The sequence below is a fragment of the Salinisphaera orenii subsp. orenii MK-B5 genome, assembly GCF_003788635.1.
In the GTDB taxonomy this organism is placed as follows: domain Bacteria; phylum Pseudomonadota; class Gammaproteobacteria; order Nevskiales; family Salinisphaeraceae; genus Salinisphaera; species Salinisphaera orenii.
This window is the reverse complement of sequence record NZ_AYKH01000007.1, coordinates 1-21,164: the sequence shown is the minus strand read 5'-3', so window position 1 is coordinate 21,164 and position 21,164 is coordinate 1. Positions and strand designations below refer to the sequence as shown.

The 21,164-nt window shown below is 64.2% G+C and carries 16 protein-coding genes and 1 pseudogene; 7 read left to right on the top strand and 10 right to left on the bottom strand.

Annotation, left to right across the window (positions count from 1 at the left end):
• Positions 1-472: 472 nt before the first annotated feature.
• Positions 473-790, bottom strand: coding sequence for a DUF1244 domain-containing protein (locus tag SAOR_RS04870; protein ID WP_123591174.1), 318 nt, complete (start codon positions 788-790; stop codon positions 473-475).
• Between the two features lie 207 nt (positions 791-997).
• The gene (locus SAOR_RS04865) at positions 998-2,491 is read right to left on the bottom strand and encodes a DUF2252 domain-containing protein (protein WP_123630452.1); all 1,494 of its coding nucleotides are present in this window, start codon (positions 2,489-2,491) and stop codon (positions 998-1,000) included.
• A gap of 506 nt (positions 2,492-2,997) precedes the next feature.
• Between SAOR_RS04865 and SAOR_RS04860 the strand changes: the two genes are divergently transcribed.
• Together SAOR_RS04860 and SAOR_RS04855 are read left to right on the top strand one after the other, a co-directional pair.
• A complete protein-coding gene (locus tag SAOR_RS04860) occupies positions 2,998-3,708 on the top strand; it encodes a GGDEF domain-containing protein (protein WP_185015556.1) in 711 nt (236 codons plus the stop codon).
• Positions 3,709-4,047: 339 nt separating this feature from the next.
• Positions 4,048-5,664, top strand: a complete 1,617-nt coding sequence (locus SAOR_RS04855; protein ID WP_123630450.1) for a BCCT family transporter — start codon at positions 4,048-4,050, stop codon at positions 5,662-5,664.
• 314 nt (positions 5,665-5,978) lie between these two features.
• Here SAOR_RS04855 and SAOR_RS04850 read toward each other — a convergent pair whose 3' ends face one another.
• A complete protein-coding gene (locus SAOR_RS04850; RefSeq protein WP_123630449.1) occupies positions 5,979-6,947 on the bottom strand; it encodes a zinc-binding metallopeptidase family protein in 969 nt (322 codons plus the stop codon).
• A gap of 152 nt (positions 6,948-7,099) precedes the next feature.
• Between SAOR_RS04850 and rsgA the strand changes: the two genes are divergently transcribed.
• The 3 genes from rsgA (at position 7,100) to SAOR_RS04835 (ending at position 10,608) form a co-directional block, all read left to right on the top strand.
• Positions 7,100-8,215: a ribosome small subunit-dependent GTPase A gene (rsgA, locus tag SAOR_RS04845; RefSeq protein WP_221179877.1), complete on the top strand. Its 1,116-nt coding sequence runs from the start codon at positions 7,100-7,102 to the stop codon at positions 8,213-8,215.
• 594 nt (positions 8,216-8,809) lie between these two features.
• Positions 8,810-9,232, top strand: a complete 423-nt coding sequence (locus tag SAOR_RS04840; protein ID WP_123630447.1) for a DUF2231 domain-containing protein — start codon at positions 8,810-8,812, stop codon at positions 9,230-9,232.
• Entirely contained in the window at positions 9,229-10,608 is a 1,380-nt protein-coding gene (locus tag SAOR_RS04835; RefSeq protein WP_123630446.1) for a PQQ-dependent sugar dehydrogenase, read from the top strand. Before SAOR_RS04840 ends, SAOR_RS04835 begins: the two co-directional genes overlap by 4 nt.
• 259 nt (positions 10,609-10,867) lie before the next feature.
• On the opposite strand, the gene SAOR_RS04830 is transcribed toward SAOR_RS04835, so the two are convergent.
• Together SAOR_RS04830 and SAOR_RS04825 are read right to left on the bottom strand one after the other, a co-directional pair.
• A complete protein-coding gene (locus tag SAOR_RS04830) occupies positions 10,868-11,485 on the bottom strand; it encodes a trimeric intracellular cation channel family protein (RefSeq protein ID WP_123630445.1) in 618 nt (205 codons plus the stop codon).
• A 315-nt stretch (positions 11,486-11,800) separates the two neighbouring features.
• Complete coding sequence (locus SAOR_RS04825) at positions 11,801-12,850, bottom strand: MBL fold metallo-hydrolase (RefSeq protein ID WP_123630444.1); 1,050 nt, start codon at positions 12,848-12,850, stop codon at positions 11,801-11,803.
• A gap of 182 nt (positions 12,851-13,032) precedes the next feature.
• On the opposite strand from SAOR_RS04825, the gene SAOR_RS04820 reads away from it, so the two are divergent.
• Positions 13,033-13,782 carry a helix-turn-helix transcriptional regulator gene (locus SAOR_RS04820; protein WP_185015555.1) on the top strand — a complete coding sequence of 250 codons (750 nt, stop codon included), beginning with the start codon at positions 13,033-13,035 and terminating at the stop codon, positions 13,780-13,782.
• A 417-nt stretch (positions 13,783-14,199) separates the two neighbouring features.
• Positions 14,200-17,622 carry an SIR2 family NAD-dependent protein deacylase gene (locus SAOR_RS04815; RefSeq protein WP_185015554.1) on the top strand — a complete coding sequence of 1,141 codons (3,423 nt, stop codon included), beginning with the start codon at positions 14,200-14,202 and terminating at the stop codon, positions 17,620-17,622.
• A 108-nt stretch (positions 17,623-17,730) separates the two neighbouring features.
• Here the strand turns inward: SAOR_RS04815 and SAOR_RS04810 are convergent, their stop codons facing one another.
• The 5 genes and pseudogenes from SAOR_RS04810 to guaA form a co-directional block, all read right to left on the bottom strand.
• Positions 17,731-17,976: a DUF6364 family protein gene (locus tag SAOR_RS04810; protein WP_123630442.1), complete on the bottom strand. Its 246-nt coding sequence runs from the start codon at positions 17,974-17,976 to the stop codon at positions 17,731-17,733.
• A gap of 145 nt (positions 17,977-18,121) precedes the next feature.
• Positions 18,122-18,316: a hypothetical protein gene (locus SAOR_RS04805; RefSeq protein ID WP_123630441.1), complete on the bottom strand. Its 195-nt coding sequence runs from the start codon at positions 18,314-18,316 to the stop codon at positions 18,122-18,124.
• A 184-nt stretch (positions 18,317-18,500) separates the two neighbouring features.
• Positions 18,501-19,022, bottom strand: a complete 522-nt coding sequence (locus tag SAOR_RS04800; RefSeq protein WP_123630440.1) for a DNA-binding protein — start codon at positions 19,020-19,022, stop codon at positions 18,501-18,503.
• A pseudogene (locus SAOR_RS17275) lies at positions 18,973-19,275 on the bottom strand (hypothetical protein). The gene SAOR_RS04800 and the pseudogene SAOR_RS17275 overlap by 50 nt, the downstream one beginning before the upstream one ends.
• Positions 19,276-19,366: 91 nt before the next feature.
• Complete coding sequence (guaA, locus tag SAOR_RS04790; RefSeq protein WP_123630439.1) at positions 19,367-20,944, bottom strand: glutamine-hydrolyzing GMP synthase; 1,578 nt, start codon at positions 20,942-20,944, stop codon at positions 19,367-19,369.
• Positions 20,945-21,164: the final 220 nt, after the last annotated feature.

The following is a 21,164-nucleotide window of genomic DNA, read 5'->3' as shown; positions in this document are numbered from 1 at the left end:
CAGTCGTATCGGCCCGGTCGCAGGCTCCCGCCGAGCCGCCCCGAAAGCCGGAGCGGTCACGACAGGCAGCCGCCGCGTCCACTCGGCCGAGCGGTCTTCGACCCCCCACCCGGGATGCCCGGCCCATCAGGCGCCGTCGGGCGCCGTCGGGCGCCGCCGAGGCTGCGGTGCACGTCGCCCAGTGCCGGGTCAATCGTCATGCGAGCGCGCTGAACACCGTCATGCGACGTGACGAGACGTAACGCACGCCGCGCAGCGACTTTCGCGACCGCGTGCGATCACACCGAATTGCCGCACGTCGTGAATGTCTCGGAGCCTTGGCCCTTCGGGTCGGGCTCCGTATGGACCGATGAGCATCGACGTCTGCGGCCTTTCACGTCCCGATCGTGGCGCGCCGGATCGGCGACTCGTGCCTTGCCTCACACGATATGCGATCGCCCAACGCGGCGTTCGCACGACGTGTCAGCGAGCGCTAATTGCCGCCGCGCGTATCGGCGTGCATCGACTGCGTGGCCTCGAACCGCTGCTTCTGCTCGGGGCTGGCCTCGGCCTGGTGGCGCGTTTTCCACTCGTCGTAGGGCATGCCGTAGACGTGCTCGCGGGCCTCGTCGTAATCCATCGTCACGCCGCGGCGTTCCGCCTCGGCGCGGTACCACTTGGCGAGGCAGTTGCGGCAGAAACCGGCCAGGTTCATCAGGTCGATGTTCTGCACGTCCGTGCGCTGCTGTAGGTGCTTGATCAAGTCGCGAAACGCGGCCGCTTCGGCTTCGATGCGGGTCTGTTCATCCATGGGCATTGTCCTCGACGAATCTCGCCAGCGCGCCGGCGGCGCGCCTGACGTATGGGTAAACGCAGATGGTCTCGCCCGGCGCGCCGGCCATGCGTGCTCGACGATCGCCCGAACGGCCGCCCGGCGACGTCGCGATACGGCCCGATCGGGCCCTAGAGATGCGGCCGGCGAGACGTGCCCGGGCCGCCGCCCGGGCGACCCGCCACGTCAACGGTGCACGATATCGAGCTGCTTGAAGGCGCCGAGCGCATGGTCGGCACGGAACAGCCGATGGTCGCGGCGCACGCGTTCCGCGGATTCGCCCGCGAACTCCACCATGTCTTCGACGAACACCTCCGGCGGCCCGATGGCGTTCACGATGGCCGGCTCGATGTCGTAATCGATATTGCCGGACTCATCGGACAGCGCGTGCACGCGCGCGAGCATACGCCCGCAGATGCCGGCGTAGTCCTTCCACTCGCCCTTGGACAGATCGTCCAGATCGATATCGTCGCGAAACGGGGCGCGCTCGCGCGACATGTAGCTCAGACCGTCGAACTCGATATGGCCGTAGAAGACATCCCCGCGCACCAGCTGCACCGCCTGCGCGTGGCTGATGCGCTCGGCCCGCGAGTCCATCTCGTAGGCCGAGGGCGGCACCAGGCCCGACAGCGCCGAGCGCCGTGCCTGCTTGTATTCGATGATCAGATCGTCGCTGCCGTCACGCTGCGGACCCTCGATGAGCACGTAGTAGCGGTTGAGTCCGAGCGACGCCGTGCCCTGGCCCTGACGTATCGCCACGTCCTTGACGCGCATGCGATCCGCTCGGGCCGGCACCTCAATATCATTCTCGCTGACCAGCCGGTCGGTGATCTTCTGGAACTCGTCCCGGCGCGAGGAGATCGGCACCAGCTCCTCGTTGGATTGAAAGCCGGTGCCGGTCTCGTTGAGGTAGTCGTCCGCCAGCCACTCGGCGCGCTCCTCGTCGGCGTCCTCGATGAGCTTGCGGATGAGCTTCGGCGCGTTGTCGTAGCGCATTTCCTCGTCCTGCTCCGTGCCCTCGCGTGCCAGCCGCTGCATGGCTTCGACGTAGCCGCGCACGAAATGCCGCACGATCCTGACCTGGTGCTTGCGCTTGAGTTCGCCTTCGGTCTCGGCGGCGATCATGAAGCCGACCGCGCCGCGCTTGATATCCCAGGTGAAGGGCGCGTAGTAGGCCTCGTCGAAATCGTTGACCGAAAAGATCGGCACGTTGTTCACGTTGGGCATCACGCCGAAATTCTCGGGGTGCACATCGCCGAGCGTGAGCACCGTGGGCATCCAGGCATCGTCGCCGGCCATGTCGCGATAGAACAGCAGCGCCGTACCGCGAAAGAACGAGAACAGCGAATCCGACAGCTTGTCGAACTTGACCTCGGCCTCCTCGGACGATGCCGCGATGCGCGTCTCGTGGTCCTCGCGCAGACACTGGCGCACGTGCAGACGCCGGTCGTGGCCGGTCAGCACACGCGGGCGCAGCACGAACTCCCCGGCCGCAACCGCCTCGGCGAGCCGGCGGAAGGCATCGACGCGACTCGCGACCACCGGCCGCGCATCCTCGTGGGACTCGCGCTCCAGCGCCGCCGCCAGCTCCGGCTTGCTCATGCGGGAACGGCCGGCGATCTCGCGCTCCTGGGCCCGCTCGTACAGGGCCTTGCGCGTTTCGCCCGTCTCATCGGTCATGTGATGCGCTTCCTTCGAGCCGGCGGATCGCTGCGCCGACGGTGTGCCATTCGTTCGACGGGCAGCATTGCACAACGTGAAACGGGCGTCAGCAAGGCTCCGAGAAGCAGTACGGCACCGACACCGCGCCCGCACCCCGGCCCGAGCCCGGCATCGCACGGGCCAACCCGTCGTGGTCGGCGCCGGCAGGTCTCGGCCTGCCGGTCCACGCCTGGATTCGCCGTGGCGTATTCCGCACGCCGAATCTCGTCCTTCGACCAGCCGGCATTAATGCCGGGCCGACGCACGCCGATAACATGTGGCACCGACAAGCGCTTCCCGCGACGGCACGCGCCCGACGGCATTCGCATCCGTACCGCGTGCGCGTCGAGCGGCGGCCAGACCCCGGCGGCCGCAAGACATGCCGACCGCCCGACACAGCGCGAGCCACGCCGAGGCCCATGAACCCCGCGAAACGACAGTCATCCACTACGCCTCCCGACACCGCCGGCCGGCTGCGTCGTTTCGTGCGGCACGTCGGCGTCTGGCGCGGAGTCGCGGTATTCACCCTCGCCAACATCGCCCTCGCACTGACGATCACCGGCGTGGCGATGCGCCTCGCGGGGCTCGAGCACCGGCTGCTCGGCTACACCATCGCGCTGACCTGTTCGATCACGATAATGCCGCCGCTGATCGCCGGCCTGCTGGCGCTCATCCAGCGGCTGGACCGGGCGGAACGCGCCCTGCACCGGCTGGCCCGCACCGACGAGCTCACCGGCCTGCCCAACCGCCGCGCGCTGCTCCAGGCCGCGGCCCCCGCGCATTCCGGCGACGGTCCGACGGCGCTGCTATTCATCGATATCGATCATTTCAAGCGGGTCAACGATGCCCACGGCCACCAGACGGGTGACGAGATCCTGCAATACGTCAGCGCGGAGATCGCGAACCGACTGCGCCACGGCGACCAGCTCTGTCGCTACGGCGGCGAGGAATTCGCGGCCCTCCTGCCCGCCACCGACGCCGCGACCGCCCATGACCTGGCCGAGCGTATACGCCGCCATCTGGCGCGGACGTCGATCGTTCTGGACAACGACGACCGGGTGAGCGTCACCCTGAGCATCGGCATCGCCACCACTCATGATGTCGATACCGCCCGTATCCATCGGCTGATCGACCGGGCCGACCGCGCCGTCTATCGCGCCAAGCACGCCGGGCGCAACTGCACGCGGCAGGCCTGACCCGGCTGTGCGTCGTACAGTCACATTCCTTCACCACTCGAGCACCTGATTCGGCAACCGAAGAATAGCCGGCGGCCGGGTTCGAGAAGGCGCCGATATGCGCGAATGCTGCCGATCCCGGCTCTAGTGCTACCGGCCATCGCGCGCCGTCAGTCGGTGGCCGCCCGGCGTTCGGCCCCGGCCGAGTCGACCGATCCGGCCGTCGGCTGTTTTGACACCACGTACCCGGCTGCCTAGGCTCTAGCCGACAGAAACCGCGATTACAGCATCCCGAGTGCACGCACTCGCGCACCGTTCGCTGTCGGCCGCGGCCATTTGTCCAGGGGAGGGCTTCATTCGATGAACACGAACCAGCGAGTCGACGAACTCGAACAACGCTACGATTTCGACTACGAGATCGGCGAGGACAACATCCATCCATTCGGACTGGATCTCCACAATCCGGTCTTCATCTGGAGCGCGGTGCTCATCGTGGTCTTCGTCGTCGGCTCGATGATCTTCCCCGAGGCCTCGAAGTCCGGGCTGTCCAGCACCCGCGACTGGGTGATCAACAGCTTCGACTGGCTGTTCCTGCTCTCGGGCAACATCTTCGTGTTGTTCTGCCTGCTGATGATCTGCCTGCCCTACGGCCGCGTTCGCCTGGGCGGTCAGGACGCCAAGCCCGAGTTCTCGCTCCTGTCGTGGTTCGCGATGCTGTTCGCCGCCGGCATGGGCATCGGGCTGATGTTCTGGAGCGTGGCCGAGCCGGTCGGGTACTTCACCGAATGGGCCGGCACGCCTTTGAACGTGGCCGGCGGCGACCAGGCCTCCAAGACCGCCGCCATGGGCGCGGTGATGTATCACTGGGCGCTGCATCCGTGGGCGATCTACGGCGTGGTGGCGCTGTCGCTGGCGTTTTTCGCCTACAACAAGGATATGCCGCTGTCGATCCGCTCGACCTTCTATCCCCTGTTCGGCGATCGTGTCTGGGGCACGCTCGGCAACGTCATCGACACGATGGCCGTGCTCGCCACGATCTTCGGGCTGGCGACGTCGCTGGGCTTCGGCGCCCAGCAGGCCGCCGGCGGCATCGAATTCCTGTTCGGTGTGCCCGCCAACCTGCCGCTGGAAATCGGCATCATCGCCGGCGTGACCGCGGTCGCACTCGTATCGGTCCTGCGCGGCATCGACGGTGGCGTGAAGCTGCTCAGCAACATCAACATGGGCCTGGCCGGTCTGCTGCTGCTGTTCGTGATCATCGCCGGCTCGGTGTTCGCGTTCGCGGGCAACCTGCTGACCACTTTCGGCGGCTATGCCGAGTACCTGCTGCCGCTGAGCAACCCGATCGGCCGCGAGGACCAGAGCTTCTACCACTCCTGGACCATCTTCTACTGGGCCTGGTGGATCTCCTGGTCGCCGTTCGTGGGCATGTTCATCGCCCGCGTCTCACGCGGTCGAACCGTCCGTGAATTCCTCACCGCGGTGCTGATCGTGCCGATGGTCGTGACCGGCATCTGGATGACGGCCTTCGGCGGTGCCGGGGTCGATCAGGCGATGGGCGGTGTCGGCTCGCTGGCCGGCGGCATTCAGGATTCGTCGCTCACGCTGTTCCGCATGCTCGAGAACATGCCGCTGACCAGCGTCACCTCGTTCCTGGCGATCGTGCTGGTGCTGGTGTTCTTCATCACCTCGTCGGACTCCGGCTCGCTGGTGATCGATACCATCACCGCCGGCGGCAAGACCGAGGCGCCGGCCGCCCAGCGTGTGTTCTGGTGCGCCGCCGAGGGCTTCATCGCCGCGGCCCTCCTGGTGGTCGGCGGCGCCGACGCGCTGTCGGCCCTGCAGGCGGCCTCGGTCACGACCGGCCTGCCGTTCACCTTCGTGCTGCTGCTCATGTGCTATTCGCTGCTCAAGGGCATCCGGCACGAGTACGCGCTGCTCAAGCTGCAGGACCGGCAGGCGGCCGGCGCCGCATAGAGGCGTCCACGGCCGCGGCGTCGAGGGGGCGGGCGCGAAAGATGCGCCCGCCCCGGTCCTGCCCGCGGAGATCGGCTCGGGCCGCGAGCGCCAGGCATCATCCTGGCCGCAGTGATCGATGATCAACCACGCTCGCTAGCGGATGCATCCCGACCCGGAGTTTTGACGCACGCTGGCCGTACGCGCCGGGATCCGGTGATCGCCGCGACATCGGCGTCCACCGGCCAACGCGTGCGCGTGCGCCATCCGCCCGACCCGACCGGGCCCCGGTCCGGCCCGGCCGAAGAGACTACCCCGGCCAGGACTCGATCGTGTCAGAGCCCTTGGGCGCCCCGCCGCAGCCAGTCGTGCACGAAGGCCAGCTTGCGATGGGTCGACTCCGCCAGCATGAACGGATAGAGATCGGCCAGGCCCATCGAGCGATTCACGTGGTTGATGCCCACGGCGACCGCGGCCGCGACGTAGATCAGGCGCTCCGAGTCGGTCTCGGTGTACGGATCCCAGCCCGGGCTGGGCAGATCCGGCGATGAGAGCTCGGCCGCGGCGAAGCTGTCGGTGAGGTCGGTCAGGTGCAGCAGGTGCGCCGTGGTCTCGGCCCAGTCCTCATGGGGATGGGCCGAGGCGTAGGTCGTCAGGAAACGCTGATTCCAGTCCGCCGGCGGGCCGTTGCCGTAGTGCCGCTTGAGCGCCGCCCCGTAATCCTCGCGCTCGTCGCCGAACATGTCGCGGAAGGCATCCAGAAAATCGTTGCGAAGACTCAGCCGCCACCAGAGCATATGCGCGATCTCGTGGCGCATGTGACCGACCATGGTGCGATACGGCTCGCCCAGGGCCTGCCGGCGTTTCGTGCGCACCACCGGGTCCGCCTCGGCCACGCTGATGGTGACCACTCCGTCGGCGTGCCCCATGGGCGCCGGCGTGTCGCCGTATTCGCCCAGCATATGAAACACGGGCCGGGTGCCCGGGTCCTCGGGCCGGAACCAGTGCCAGCGCCCCAGGTTGTCCAGAACCCAGCGCTTGGCCGCCTCGGTCTCCGCCCAGTCGGACATCACGTTCTCGATGGACGGATCCGGCGCCAGCGCGGTCATCGCACAGGAGCGGCAGAAGGCGCCCTGCTCGGGCGCGATCCAGTTGCAGCCGATACGTTCGCGATTGGCGCAGAACGGCGGCATGGGCACGAACGCCCGGGCCTGCGGATCGTAGGCGACCGGCGTCCCCTCGGCGGTGGCCAGGTTATCGAACCAGAGCGACCCGGATCCGACCGGATTATTGAAAACACGCATGCAGCGAGTACTCCGAAAGACGCGTCATTGGGATCAGGCCGACGACTCTACACGCGTTCGGGCCGCCTGAATCATCGTTCGATCTTTATTCTCGACCGGGCATCGTCGGCCGCGGGATAGAATGCCGCCATGAACCCCATTCGCCTCGCCGCTTGAGCCCCGATTTCGCAGCGCTCCGTGCCATCGGCTGGCCCCACGAGGGCGCACCGCCGGCCGGCAGCTGGGCAACGACGATCGCCGGCCATCCCGACGCCCGTCCGGCGCGCGTTGTGGAGCAGCATCGCTCCGGCTACATCGTGTCCGAGGGCCGCGGCGACGGCTTCCGCATCGAATCCCTGCCCGAGTGGCAGCGGCCGGTCACGGGGCCCGAGGCGCGCCCGGCCGTGGGCGACTGGCTTCTGATCAACGGAAACGCCGGTGGCAAGCCCAGCGCCGTCGCATTGCTCCCGCGGCACAGCGCGATCAAGCGCGCCGTCGCCGGCGAACGTTATGCGCAGCAGGTGATCGCCGCCAATATCGATACGGTGTTCATCGTCTGCGGACTGGACGGCGACTTCAATCCGCGCCGGATCGAGCGCTATCTGCTGTTGGTGCACGGCGGCGCGCGGCCGGTGATCGTGCTGACCAAGGCCGATACCGAAGGCGGGCGCGACGGCCCGACCGCGACCGCGGCCCGGGCCCTGGCGACCGAACTCGCCGCGCGCGATCTGCCCGTATTCGCCATCAACGCCAGGCGGCCGGAAAGCGCAGCCGTCCTGGCGCCCTGGCTGGCGGCGGGCCGAACCGCGGTCCTGGTCGGCAGTTCCGGGGCCGGCAAATCCACGCTGACCAACACACTCGTCGGGCACGAGCGCATGCAGACCGGGACGGTCCGACAAAAGGACGCGCGCGGGCGCCACACCACGACGCACCGCGCCCTGATCGCCCTGCCCTCCGGCGCCTGCCTGATCGACACACCCGGCATGCGCGAGCTCAAGCCGACCGGCGAGGAAGACCTCGCCGAGACCCACTTCGCCGACCTGGACGCGCTCGCCCGGCGCTGTCGCTTTCGCGATTGCCGGCATCGGCAAGACCCGGGCTGTGCACTGCGCGCAGCGGCGACCGCGGGCACGGTCGACGCCGCGCGTCTGGCGCATTATCTCAAGCTGCACGGCGAGATCGCCGGCGCGGCCGACCGGCGCCTGCACCGCGCCGGCGACAAACCCGGCGACAAACCCAGGGGCAAGCCGCCGCCACGACGACCCCACACCGGCGGCCGACGGCGCTGACCGCGGCCCCGGGCGCGCGAAGCCGGCCATCCGACCGCCCCATGGCGCGGCGCCGATCGCACAATCCCCGACCGCCGCTTGATCCAGGCACGCCGCCCGTGCCGGCATGTCCTTTCGGCCACCGCCGGCCGGCGGTCACGGGTTCGACGCGATAGCCGCGTTCGATCGGACGGACCGCATGTGTCGATTGCAGCGGCGCGCCGCACCGTTCGGGCTTGTGCGGCTTGCCCTGACACGGCCGGCGAGCGCGAAACGACGCCATCCCGGCGGCGGCGACACGCGGGCTGGCGATGCGCTTCCTCGAATTGGCGGCCGCTCGTCCGAGAAGGCCCCGTAGCCGGCCCTGACGGATGCAGCCCCATTCCCTGCAAACATCCCACCACGGCTGCTGGCCCGTCGCTTGCGCTGCCGGTGATCGCTACCGCCACGGCGTTGAATCCGCGTGGCACCGGGCATCGACCGGGTTTATACGGTGCGTATAAATACTTTAGTGACGCCCTTCCGAGCGCACTACACTGCACGCCAACGATTGCGTTGCCGAAACACCCGGCCGCCCCGCGGGCCCCGTGTTCTGCCCGACCAAAGGAGCTTGTCTTGACCACTGCCCAACGAACGCATGCAGGCGGGATCCATCCGCTTCATGCACTACTGCTCTCCGGCGTCTTCCCGCTGTTTCTCGGCGCCGCCGTGAGCGACTATGCCTATACGGCGTCGTATCACATCCAGTGGAGCACCTTCGCATCCTGGATGATTGCCGGCGCGCTCGTGTTCAACGGTTTCGCCCTGGTATGCGCGCTCGTCGGCCTGTTTCGGGCCGAGCGCCGCGGCCCGTATCTCGCCTACTTTCTGCTGCTGCTTGCCACTTGGATCCTGGGCTTCATCAACGCGCTGATTCATGCCCGCGACGCCTGGGCGGCGATGCCCACGGGTTTCGTGCTCTCGATCATCGTTGCCGTACTGGCCTGTGTGGCCACCCTGCTCGGCTTTTCCCGTCTCGGCACTGGAGGCCGGTCATGAAAACGCAAGGCATTCTCTACGCCACCGCCCTGTCGATTCTGCTGACGGCCGGCACGGCCCACGCGGCGGATTCGGAACAACAGTTCGGCCCCAACCCGAACCTGCCCGAACCGCAGCGCGGGCTGTTGCCCAACATGACGATCCCCGAACCGGCGCCCTGGGACGACGCCAAACCGACCGTGCCCGACGGCTACACGATCACCGCGATCGCGAACGATCTGAAAGTGCCGCGTCACACGCTCGTGCTGCCCAACGGCGACATTCTGGTCGCCGAGGGCAAGGGCGGCGGCAAGGCGCCGAAGAAACGGCCGAAGGACTTCATCGCCGGCATCATCAAATCGAAGGGCACGACGTCGGTCGAAAGCGGCGACCGACTCACCCTGCTGCGCGACGGTGATGGCGACGGCACCTACGAAGACCGGACGGTCTTCGCCGACGACCTCAACGCACCCTACGGCCTGGCGCTGGTCGACAACGATCTCTACGTCGCCAACCAAGACGCGCTGGTTCGTTTCGACTACGAAGCGGGCCAACGCAAGGCCAGCGGTCCGCCGGACGTGGTCACGCCGCTGCCCGCGCGGATCAACCACCACTGGACCAAGGCGTTGACCGCGAGTCCGGACGGCGAGTATCTGTATGTGGGCATCGGCTCCAACAGTAATATCACCGAACGCGGCATGGAAGCCGAAGTCGATCGTGCCGAAATCTGGGAGATCGACGCCGAAACCGGCGCCCACCGCGCCTACGCCACCGGCCTGCGCAACCCCACGGCGTTGACCTTTCAGCCGGACACCGACCAACTCTGGGCGGTGGTCAACGAACGCGACGAACTCGGCCCCAACCTCGTGCCCGACTACCTCACCCGCGTGCAGGAGGGCGCCTTCTATGGCTGGCCGTACAGCTACTGGGGCCAGCACGTCGACCCGCGGGTGAAGCCGGAGAACCCGAAGAAAGTCGAATCCGCGATCGCGCCGGACTACAGCCTGGGCTCGCATCACGCCCCACTCGGCATCGCTTTCTCCAACCAACAGGTCGGCGGCGAATTCGCCAACGGCGTGTTCGTAGGCGAACACGGCAGCTGGAATCGTGGCGACCCGGTCGGCTATAAGGTCGTGTTCATCCCCTTCGAGAACGGTGAGCCGGCCGGCGACCCCGTGGATTTCGTGACGGGCTTTCTCGACGGCGACGACAAGACCCGCGGCCGCCCGGTCGGCGTCACCGTCGCGCCCGACGGCTCGGTGCTCGTTGCCGACGACCTGACCAACGCCGTCTGGCGGGTGACGCGGAACGATGCCGACGGGCAGGCCGCCGAAGCCGATCAGCCCGATGCAGCGCAATCCAGTGACAGCGAGGATGGCTCGGGGGCATCTTCATAGCCGGTCGCAGGCGAAAGTGCCAGCCAATACCGTGAGCAACCGTCATCGCGCGGGGCTGTCACCGGATAGACCATGCCCTGCCCCACGCCGGTCCTCCAGCGTCTACACAACGGATGCCCGTAGAGACGGCGCATACGGCTAAAACGATAGCGGTCGAGCGTGATGTTCGGCCGCTATTATTCGAAGGCACCGTGCAGGATCCGATCGTGATCGGCCCCTAAAGATTTTCATTCTCCTCGTCCGGCCCTCTGGTCACGCTTTACTCCCCCACACGCGGCACCGGCAGATGCCAGCCGCGACGCATCGCCATGTAGCGGACAAAGAAACACAGGCCAGCCGCACCGATCACGGTCGGCACGAACGGCCAGTCGAGCGTCATGCCCGTGACCGTGATCGTGGATCCAAGAAGCGCCGCGGTCGCATAGAGCTCCGTCGGCGCGAGCACCATGGGCAGGCGGTCGATGAGCACGTCGCGCATGATGCCGCCGCCGATCCCCGTGATCATGCCCATCACGGCGGCCATCACCGGCGAGATCCCGAACTCCAGCGCGCGTATCGAGCCGCCGACGGCGAACAGCGACAGCCCGGCGGCATCGAAGATCGCCACCGGCCGGCTGATGCGATCGACCAGACGATGGCCGAAGAACACCACGAGTGCCGCCGCCATGGTCGTCAGCCCGTAGCGCACGTCCGCGATCGCCAGCGGCGGCGTGGCACCGATGAGCAGATCACGTGTGATCCCGCCCACCGTGCCAGTCGCGAAGGCGAGCACCGCGAGTCCGAAAATATCGAGCCGCTTCTGGACCGCCGCCATCGCGCCACTAAGCGCGAAAACGAAAGTACCCGCCAGTTCCAGCGCGAAAAGTAACAGGTGCATAGCAATCGAGCCGGTGGGATGCATGGCGGGTGCGAAGCCCGCGACAGTTTAATCGCGCGGCCCTATCGCATGCCACGGCGGGCTATCACAGGCGGCGACGCGCCGGGTCACGCGTCGCGGTTATCGCAGGCGGATAATCGCGCCACATCGACGACACGATCCGTGACTCGTCCTTCTTATTGGCGTCCGGGAAAAGAGGCCTCCCCGATAGAGTTAGACGTCCAATGCACCGCTGTTGAAGCACTCTGCAAGACTTTGTCCTCATGCGCAGATGCATCACGCGTCAAATAGACGCCGGGTTTTCCAAGGCCGGGCTCACGCGGGCCGATCGGCGTCTGCTTTGGCGCCGGTCGACGCTACGTCGAGCTGGTAGGTGACCGGTATCCAGCGGTAGCCGCCGGGCTGCGCGTCTACGAAACCCACGGATGGAAACGAGGTGTGATAGCCGATGACCGGTATGCGTTCCCGGGCCGCCATGGCATAGATACGCTCGCGAGTACGCGCGCCTTGAGCCTTGTCGCGGTCGAATAGTGCGTGCCAGCCGGGCCGGGCCAATGAGGCCACCTCGTGATGGGCACAGTCGCCCCAGAGCACGAGTCGCTGGCCTCGGCTTTCGATATGGAACGCCAGATGCCCCGGCGTGTGGCCATAGGCTTCGATGGCATGGATACCGGAGGCGACTTCGCCGCCGGGCTCGATCAGGCGCATCCGCTCGGCGAAGGGCACCACATGGCTGGCGAACAGGCGCCCGGACATGTGCTCGATATCACCCTCGGGCGCACGCAGCCGGTCCTCGGTCGCGGCCCAGAACGCGAACTCCTTGGCGCCCATCACATAGCGCGCGTTCGGGAATACGGCCCGGCCGTCGTGAAGCATGCCGCCGATATGATCGATATGACCATGTGTGAGCACCACGACATCGATCTGCTCCGGGCGGTAACCGGCGGGGCCGAGCATGCCTGCCAGCCAGCCGCCATCGGGGGGCGGCACGAAACCGTGGGCGCCATTGCCGGTGTCGAACAGGATCAATTCCTTGCCGGTGTTCACCAGCGCTGGCGTGAAGCCGGGTCGGAACCGCGTCTCGGGCAACAAGTTGTCGTGCATCAGCTGCCGTACCGTTTCGGGCGGCTGATCCTCGCCCACCACGGGCCAGGGGCCGTCGAGCATCGCGCCCGCATCGAGGAGTGTGGTCACCTCGAAATCACCGAGTTGAAATCGGTAATGGGTAGGTCTTGTCGAGCCGAGCGATGGGGCCACCGCGTAAGCGGGGCGTACGCCCTGCCGAGCGATCGACGGCAACGCGAGAAAGGCGGCGCCCGCGCCCAGGATACGTCGGCGCGTGGGATCCGTGCTTTGGTTGAACATCGGCTATCTCCGTTGCGAAAAGGCAAGATTCGCGGCAGCTGCTATCTTCGTCAGTGGCTCGGCCGCCCGGCCTCTGTGGGCCGGATCGCCGATGACGCGCATCGCCTGGCACGACCGCATGGGTGGGAGATTGGCGGATGAACATATCCGGTGGCTTGTACGAACGTGCTGACGGCTGACACATGACGGCCACGGCGCTGTGGTATCTGGATGCGGGGCGGATGCTCTTTATCGCGCCGCTATGGCACAACCGCATCCACCAGCACGGCGCGCCGATTTTTCTGGCCGGTATCCACGACCGTTTCGAGCTGCGCGTCGAGGGCGGTATATGGCAGTCCTGCCGTACGGCGGTGATACCGGCGGGCGTAGTGCACGAGCTACGTGTGCACGGCAACCCGATCGCGGGCGTGTATATCGAGCCGTCGGTCGCGGGCGTTCAGGCGTTGTTCCCATTGATGCGACACGCCAGTGAAGTCGACGGTGTATTGACCAGCAGCGCCGGCGAATACGCGATAGTCCGCGAACTCTGGGAAGGCCGTATTCCCATGGCTTCGGCGGGGCTGCTGCTGGACGACGTGCTGCGTTTCGCCAGACCCCGTGCGGGCGCGCGCATGGATCCACGGATTGCCGCCAGCGTATCGGCGCTGGTGTCCGACGAGGGTCAGCCGATCGGCCTGGCCCGGCTCGCAGCAGAGGCGGGCCTATCCGGTTCCCGTTTTCAGCATCTTTTCAGCCGACAGGTCGGTGTGCCCTTTCGCCGCTATCGGGCCTGGGCGCGGATGCGGGTTGCGATCGACCGGATCGTGTCGGGTTCCAATTTTACCGCGGCCGCTTACACCGCGGGTTTTTCAGACCAGCCCCACTTCAACCACGATTTTCGCCGCACGTTCGGCGCGCCGCCTTCGGTGAGCTTGGCGCGCCTGCGAAGCTGAAACCCTTCGCTGTCCGTTGGGTTTGCCGCTGCCAAGACCGCATGCGCGGCTTCGACGCGGGCAACGATCGCTGCTTCTGGCGACCAGGGGAATGGGTCTGACCCTTTTGCCTTGACCCGGCGAAATTTCGGGCCTAATCAAGTTTGAGATTCATTAGGGAATCGTGCCCAAAATGGAAGCCTTAACCTAAGTACTCGCGCTGCTATGACCAATCAGAACGCGCCCGGCCTTCACGCAGACCACTTGATTGATCTGCCGGATAGGGCCGCTTTGGAACAACTCACTCGGGCACTGTGGTCACGTGGAGCATTGCACGGTGCAGCTGTTCTTGTAGGCGCGGGCGTGAGTCGAAGCGGGGCACAACTTCTCGCAGACGACGCGTCACCTCCGCCGTTGTGGTCCCACTTGGCAGTTGACATGGCGCAAGAACTCTACGGTGCGCATGCCTCGAACGCGCCAAACGACCCGTTGCGCGTGGCCGAAGAGTTCCGCGCTGGCCTCGGCGACGCCGCGTTGACAGATTTCCTCCGTCGCCGCATCCGCGACGAAGCCTTCGAGCCCGGCACGATCCATCACGAACTCCTCGCTCTCCCTTGGACTGATGTACTAACTACGAACTATGACACGCTGCTGGAACGTGCATCGAAAGACTCGCGGCGGGGCTACGATCACGTTCTCAAAGAGAGCGACCTTGCCCATGCAAGAGGGCCGCGCATAGTTAAGTTGCACGGCTCTCTACAGGATGGCGCCGACGTTGTAATCTCAGAGGAGGACTACCGCGCTTACCCGCAGCGCCAAGCGGCCTTCGTCAACACCGCCAGGCAAGTGTTCATCGAGAATGAGCTTTGCCTACTCGGATTCTCAGGCGACGATCCGAACTTTCTGCAGTGGGCGGGTTGGGTACGTGACCGGCTAGCTGGACGGGCTCGGCGCATTTACCTTGTGGGTGCTCTTGACCTGCCGCCCATAAAACGACGCCTTCTAGAGGCGCGGGGGATTGCCCCTATTGATATGGCTTCAGCGGTGACACATGAGCGAACCGACCGGCGTCATGCGGTCGCAATATCATTATTTCTGGAACATTTAAAAGCCGCCAGACCTCAGGAGCCTAACGATTGGACGGCAGCGTCGCAGCTGAATTATCCAACTATTAATAAAAACGATCACGAGAATTGGTCCCGTGACTTTAAAGACCACGAAAAAGTCGTCGAAGCGCTTCGGGAAGCGCTCGAGATTTGGCGCCAAGATCGTCGAGCCTACCCGGGATGGGTCATTTGTCCCAGAGAAAAACGCCTTTGGATCAGGCAGGGCACCAGCAACGTCGACAATCTCCAGCTCGCTCTCGATACTTTGTCCGAGAAAGACCGCCGGGACGCGCTTTTGGAACTAGCCTGGCGATACGATCAAGGAGGACAGCCACTACCGCAATACCTCATTTATCGTTTAGATGGCATTGCTACGGCTGAGTCGTTAGCCGAAACCGAACCGGCATTGGTGCGCTCACTAGCTCGGGTGCTGCTAAGTTCTAAACGTGCAGCCGATGACGAAAAAGCATTCATGGACAGCGCTACGCGCCTGGAAGCAGTCGCGGCGCCCAACGATTTGCCCGCGCTAGTTGCCCATGAACGATGTCTGTTCGCGCGTGACCAACTCAACTTCACATTCGTAGCGGAGAACGCAAGTAAAATCGATGGCGACGATCCTGTTTGGGCCCTGCGCCGAGCGGCGCTGCTATATTGGATCGGTAGATCTGATGAAGCTGCTCGTGCGGTCGGTACGGCCGGCCGAGCGTTGCGGAGTCGAGTTCTACGTGATCCGGACAGTGTGGCGCTCCGCTCTCGCCTAGCTTGGGCGACGATGTTGGCGCGCGCTCTGGTTTGGCAGGATGACGATGTTTTACTCGCCGAACTGGACGGTGTCGACCGGCTACAATTGCGAAACTACGACCCTTGGGACGAGTTGCGTTCTTTGGACACGAAAATCAGTAACGAACTTCGCAAGAATTTAGAGGCAAAGCAGATAGAGCCTGGCTTTGAAGCCGGCACCTACCGCGACAACCGGCATAAGATAACTATTGGTAACTCCACGGATATCACACCGCTTAGCGAGTTGCGTTATCTCGCCGAGCGAGCCGGTCTTCCGATTCGATCACCATACGTCAATCTACTTGGCACCCGCCTAGCCGACGCACTTCGCCTGGAGTTCGAGCCGACTGCAGCTTGGTATAGCGCCTTTCTTTCGACAAAACCGGGTTACTCCAAAGAACCGATCGATATCCACCTCGGTCGCATTCCAGTAGCCCGCCTAAGTTTAGACGTAGTCACCTCCCTCCGAGCCAGGATCAAAAAAGCGATCGCTTTCTGGCGTGACCGTGTTCGTAGGAGAGCAGACCTAGGTAATGATGTTAACACTCTACGTCTTTACATCGAAGCCCTATCCCGGCTTACGGCGCGAGATGACGCAGCGAGCGCTAAAGAGCACGCGCGCTTAGCGGTAGACCTAGCACGCGACGATTCGATGAATCACTGGTGGCTGAACGAGCCGATCGGCCATCTGTTAAAGCGCTCCTTTGACGCCGTACCTTATGACAAGCGTGGTGAGCTTTCACCTGAACTTCTCCGCTTTCCCGTCGCCGCAGAGCGCGAAATACTTGGCACACCCAGAGATTGGTACGATCCTGCAGCGGATAGTTATCGCTTTGTTCTCAGAAGCGTGAACGAAGCCGCCTTTGACAGTCGGGTTGCCGATTTTCTTGAGCAGTTGACCAGTGAGACTGCTTCGAGGCCCGAAGCTGCCATTCGCCTGCTTTACCTGCACGAAAAAGGCCAGTTGACTAACTACCAAACCAAGTCGTTTGCAAACGCACTCTGGAAGAATGTCTCGCCAGACGACAACGCGCTGCCCATGGCTTTAGAACTTTTCCCGCACGCCTTTTTAATAACACCAGAACCGCCAGAAATAAACGCGCGCGCCCGCGTTTATTCACACCTATTCGCGCAGGGCGAAGCACCAGAGCCAATGGCTTTAGTGGCGGCGGCTTCGGGGAGAACGCCGTATTTACAGCCTAGCGAAGCGGATGCGGCCCGCTTGTTTTCTAACGTCATAGCTTGGCGCCCGAAGGAACCAGATCCTGACCCAGTCAGCAACGCATTCATTGGGCCAGAACGAGAGCGAGAAGAACGGGCAATGGCCTCTGTACTCGGCATCGTAGCCGCACCCGCACTCGCGAAATGTGATCGTACAATTGATCGGGCCGAAGCTACATTGACCTTCCTAGAAGAAACGAAACTGTCCGAAAGCCTTGCTGCGCTACCCATGTTCTACGGGCTGAGCCAAAGCATCGACCGCCGGATCGAATTCGTTTTCTATGGATCGCTTTCAGTTCACGACCGCCGTATTTCGCATGCTGCTGTCGGTGCGCTTGATCGCTGGCTTCGACTGGCCGAACAGGATATTGTGTCGCCGCTACCCGACGCGTTGCGCGATCACGCGTTGCGGGCGTTGGAGCGCGGTCGTATAAGCGTGCTGACACACCTAATCTATTTCTCTCGTCGCTTGATTGAGGCGGACTACTGCGGTGGCGCGCAGCTCGATCAAATTACCGAAGTCCTCGAAGAGTTACGTGCGGCGACGGAATACGGCCCGCCCGACGGAGATACGGAGATCGAGCCAGATCGAGCCGTTTCGATACCATTAATCCGCGCCGAATGTGTTCGCCTCGCAACCGTGATCGAAAGAAAAGAAGAAGGTAGACAGCCAACACAAGCCTGGCTCGACATTGCAGCCTTCGACCCTCTTCCTGAAGTGCGCAACGCCGCGCATGAACTAACAAATGACTAATGGACTCTGTTCATGTGGGCTTAGATTAAGCTAGCCCGCTTCCAATGGCAGTTAAATCAACCCGCTCTTTAATGCGTAAAGAAAAGGGGTCAGACGCGGTTCCCAGGATCACTTGTCGTACTTGATTGATCGACGCTCGCGCATCTCTGCATCGGCATCCATATCTGCCGATAGCAGGCCCGTGATTTCATCCAAGGCAGCCGGTGGGGCTTTGCTATCCAGCAAACGAATACGCCGAAGATAGCGGTCGATGACTTCGGTCACGCTCAGTCCATTGGCTTTCGCATAACGTTTGACGAAGACCACGTCCTCAACCGGCAAGCGAATGGTAAGCTTTGATGTTTCTACAGCCATCGCAATTCCGATACGTCTTATTCAAATGAACTGTACGGTATTTAGCATTCTGAGCGAACGCTCCTCTATTAAGCGGACGGGCAACCGCGGTCCGAAGCGGCAATTCGGGCATACGCTTCAGATCGGCAAAGCCCGGGGGCACGGATCATTCACGCCAGCGTTTCGGCTGCGGCCGCTCGGCTGATTCGCCACGCACACGCGCGTGGATATAGCGGTGGACATCCGAGGCCTCGTAGCCTTCTCCGCTTTGGCACATGTGCTCGTACGCGGCCTCGGCATCGGCCAGCAACGCGATTTTCTGCTCTGCAGCCATAACGGTTTTTTGAGCGGATTTCAGCATGATTTTGCTTGCTTTTCTGCGGCTGGGCGGTTCAAGACTCCGAATTCTTCGGAAAGCCCTAAAGACGTGGTCAGCATACAGGCACCGGACACAGCAATGCTGCATCAAAGTAACAACGCCCAGCCTAGCTGTTTGCATCACAAATCAAGCGCACCACTGCGCAAGACTTTTGCTTCCGCAACACTTACGCCATCAAGGCTTCCAGCTTACGCGAGCGGTCGACCGACAGGCGACGCGCCTGAATCACGGTATTAAGTTCACGCGCCGCGGCGCTGATTTCGAGCGTGGCGGCGTCCACGGCGTAGCCATGCTCGACAAACCACGACAATGCATCCGACAAATGCCAAAGCGATGGGTTGCCTTCGTGGATCGCGGCCGGGAACGTCGAGCCGTTCTTGGTGGCAATCTTGCGTAGGTTCTGGCGGGACATGCCGACATGCTCGGCGATATCGGTCAGGCCCGCATAGTCGGGCAACGCTTCGACCAGTTGGGCGTTATCGACCGCTTTGCGCACGTCGGCGATGGCGCTTTCGAGCGCGTCGGTCGCACTGTCGGCCTCGCGCGCGAATTCCAATGCCAGCCGTCCGGATTGGCCGATGCCCGGCAAGGCATCGTCGCAACCGGCCTCGAACAGCCGGTCGATAAGCGCCTCGTGATCACTGGCGTGATCGTGCAGACGATATTTGAGCGTGAAGATGTATTCCATGGCCGCCTCCACTTAGTGAGTCGGACTCGCCCGCTCCGCCCGTGCATTTATCGACGACACGACGTATCTGGCGCGCATGTGCTTCGGGATTTCTCGGCGTGCTCCAGACACTCGCGATACAGAACTCGCCGCAGCGGCAATCGGCAATCGGCAATCGGCATCGTTATGCGGGCAGAACAGCCGACCCCAAGCATGGCCGCGACTTTTCTCGATGCGCTAGCCGCGCTTCTGCGTTCGCGACAGCCTGCTCTATCGCTTTATGCGGATGCTTGAAGTCTCACGCCATACCGCGGGCCAAATATCGGCCCCACAACCAAAGTTGTCAATTGACAACTACGATCGTATTACTCCCACTCAATAGTCCCTGGCGGCTTCCCGGTCACGTCATACACCACCCGCGAAATCCCGCTCACCTCGTTCACGATCCGTGACGACACGTGTTCGAGCAGCTCGTACGGCAGATGCGCCCAGCGGGCGGTCATGAAGTCGATGGTTTCGACGGCACGGAGAGCGACAACATGTTCGTAGCGGCGACCGTCGCCGGTGACGCCGACGCTGGAAACCGGCAGGTAGACGGCGAATGCCTGGCTGACCTTGTCGTACCAGCCGGATTCGCGCAGTTCGTGGATGAAGATAGCGTCGGCTTTGCGGAGTTTGTCGGCGTACTCTTTTTTCACCTCGCCGAGGATGCGCACGCCCAGGCCCGGGCCGGGGAACGGGTGGCGCATGAGCATGTCGCGCGGCAGGCCCAGCGCCAGGCCGAGTTCGCGGACTTCGTCCTTGAACAGTTCGCGTAGCGGTTCGACGAGGCCGAGCTTCATGTCTGCCGGCAGGCCGCCGACGTTGTGGTGGCTCTTGATGACATGCGCCTTGCCGGTGGCCGAGCCCGCCGATTCGATGACGTCCGGGTAGATGGTGCCCTGGGCGAGCCAGTCGATATTCGTAAGTTCGGCGGCGTGGGCGTCGAAGACGTCGATGAAGGTGTTGCCGATGATCTTGCGTTTTTTCTCCGGGTCCGCCTCGCCTTTGAGGGCATCCATGAATTGGTCTTCCGCGTCCGCGCGGATGACGTTCAGGCCCTTATGGTCGGCAAAGGTGGCCATGACTTCGTCGCCCTCGTGGAGCCGCAGCAGGCCGTTGTCGACGAACACGCAGATGAGATTGTCGCCGACCGCTTCGTGAATGAGCGCGGCCGTAACGGAGCTGTCCACTCCACCGGACAGGCCGAGCAGCACGCGCTGGTCGCCCACCTGTTCGCGGATACGCGCGACCAGATCCTCGATGATGTGTTCGCTGGTCCAGAGGCCGCCGCAGCCGCAGATCTCGTGCACGAACCGCGACAGGATGCGCTTGCCCTGCGGCGTATGGGTGACTTCCGGGTGGAACTGGATGCCGTAGTAGCCGCGGTCCTCATCGGCCATACCGGCCAGCGGCGCGCTGTCGGTGGTGGCGATGGCCTTGAAACCCTCGGGCAGCGATTTCACGCGGTCGCCGTGGCTCATCCACACGTCGAGCAGGCCGTGGCCTTGTTCGTTGACGTGGTCCTGGATATCGGTGAACAGCTTCGAGTGGCCGCGGGCACGCACGCGGGCGTAACCGAATTCCTTGACCTCGGAGGTTTCCACTTCGCCCCCGAGCTGGGCGGCCATCGTCTGCATGCCGTAGCAGATGCCCAGCACCGGCACGCCCAGATCGAACACAGTCTTGGGTGCGCGCGGGCCCTCTTCCGCCGTCACCGATTCCGGCCCGCCGGAGAGGATGACGCCGTCGGGATCGAAGTCGCGCACGTGGTGATCGGCCACGTCCCAGGCGTAGATCTCGCAATAGACATTCGCCTCGCGCACGCGGCGGGCGATGAGCTGGGTGTACTGGCTGCCGAAGTCGAGGATGAGGATCTTTTCGGCGTGGATGTCCTGGGCCATGGTGTTCGCGGCGTTCTGGGGAGGAATGAGGCGCGTGGCGCGATGTGACGGCTTGCGGTCGTCGGCTCGGGCGGGGCCGGCGGTACGCGGCTCGCGCCGACATACAGGCCGGCCGGTGCCGCTGGCCACGGTCGGCCGACGCCGAACCGAAGGCGCAAGGATACCGAATCGCCCCGGCTGTCACGACAGGCGTTGGCCTGCACCGGTCGCGCGCCGCTAG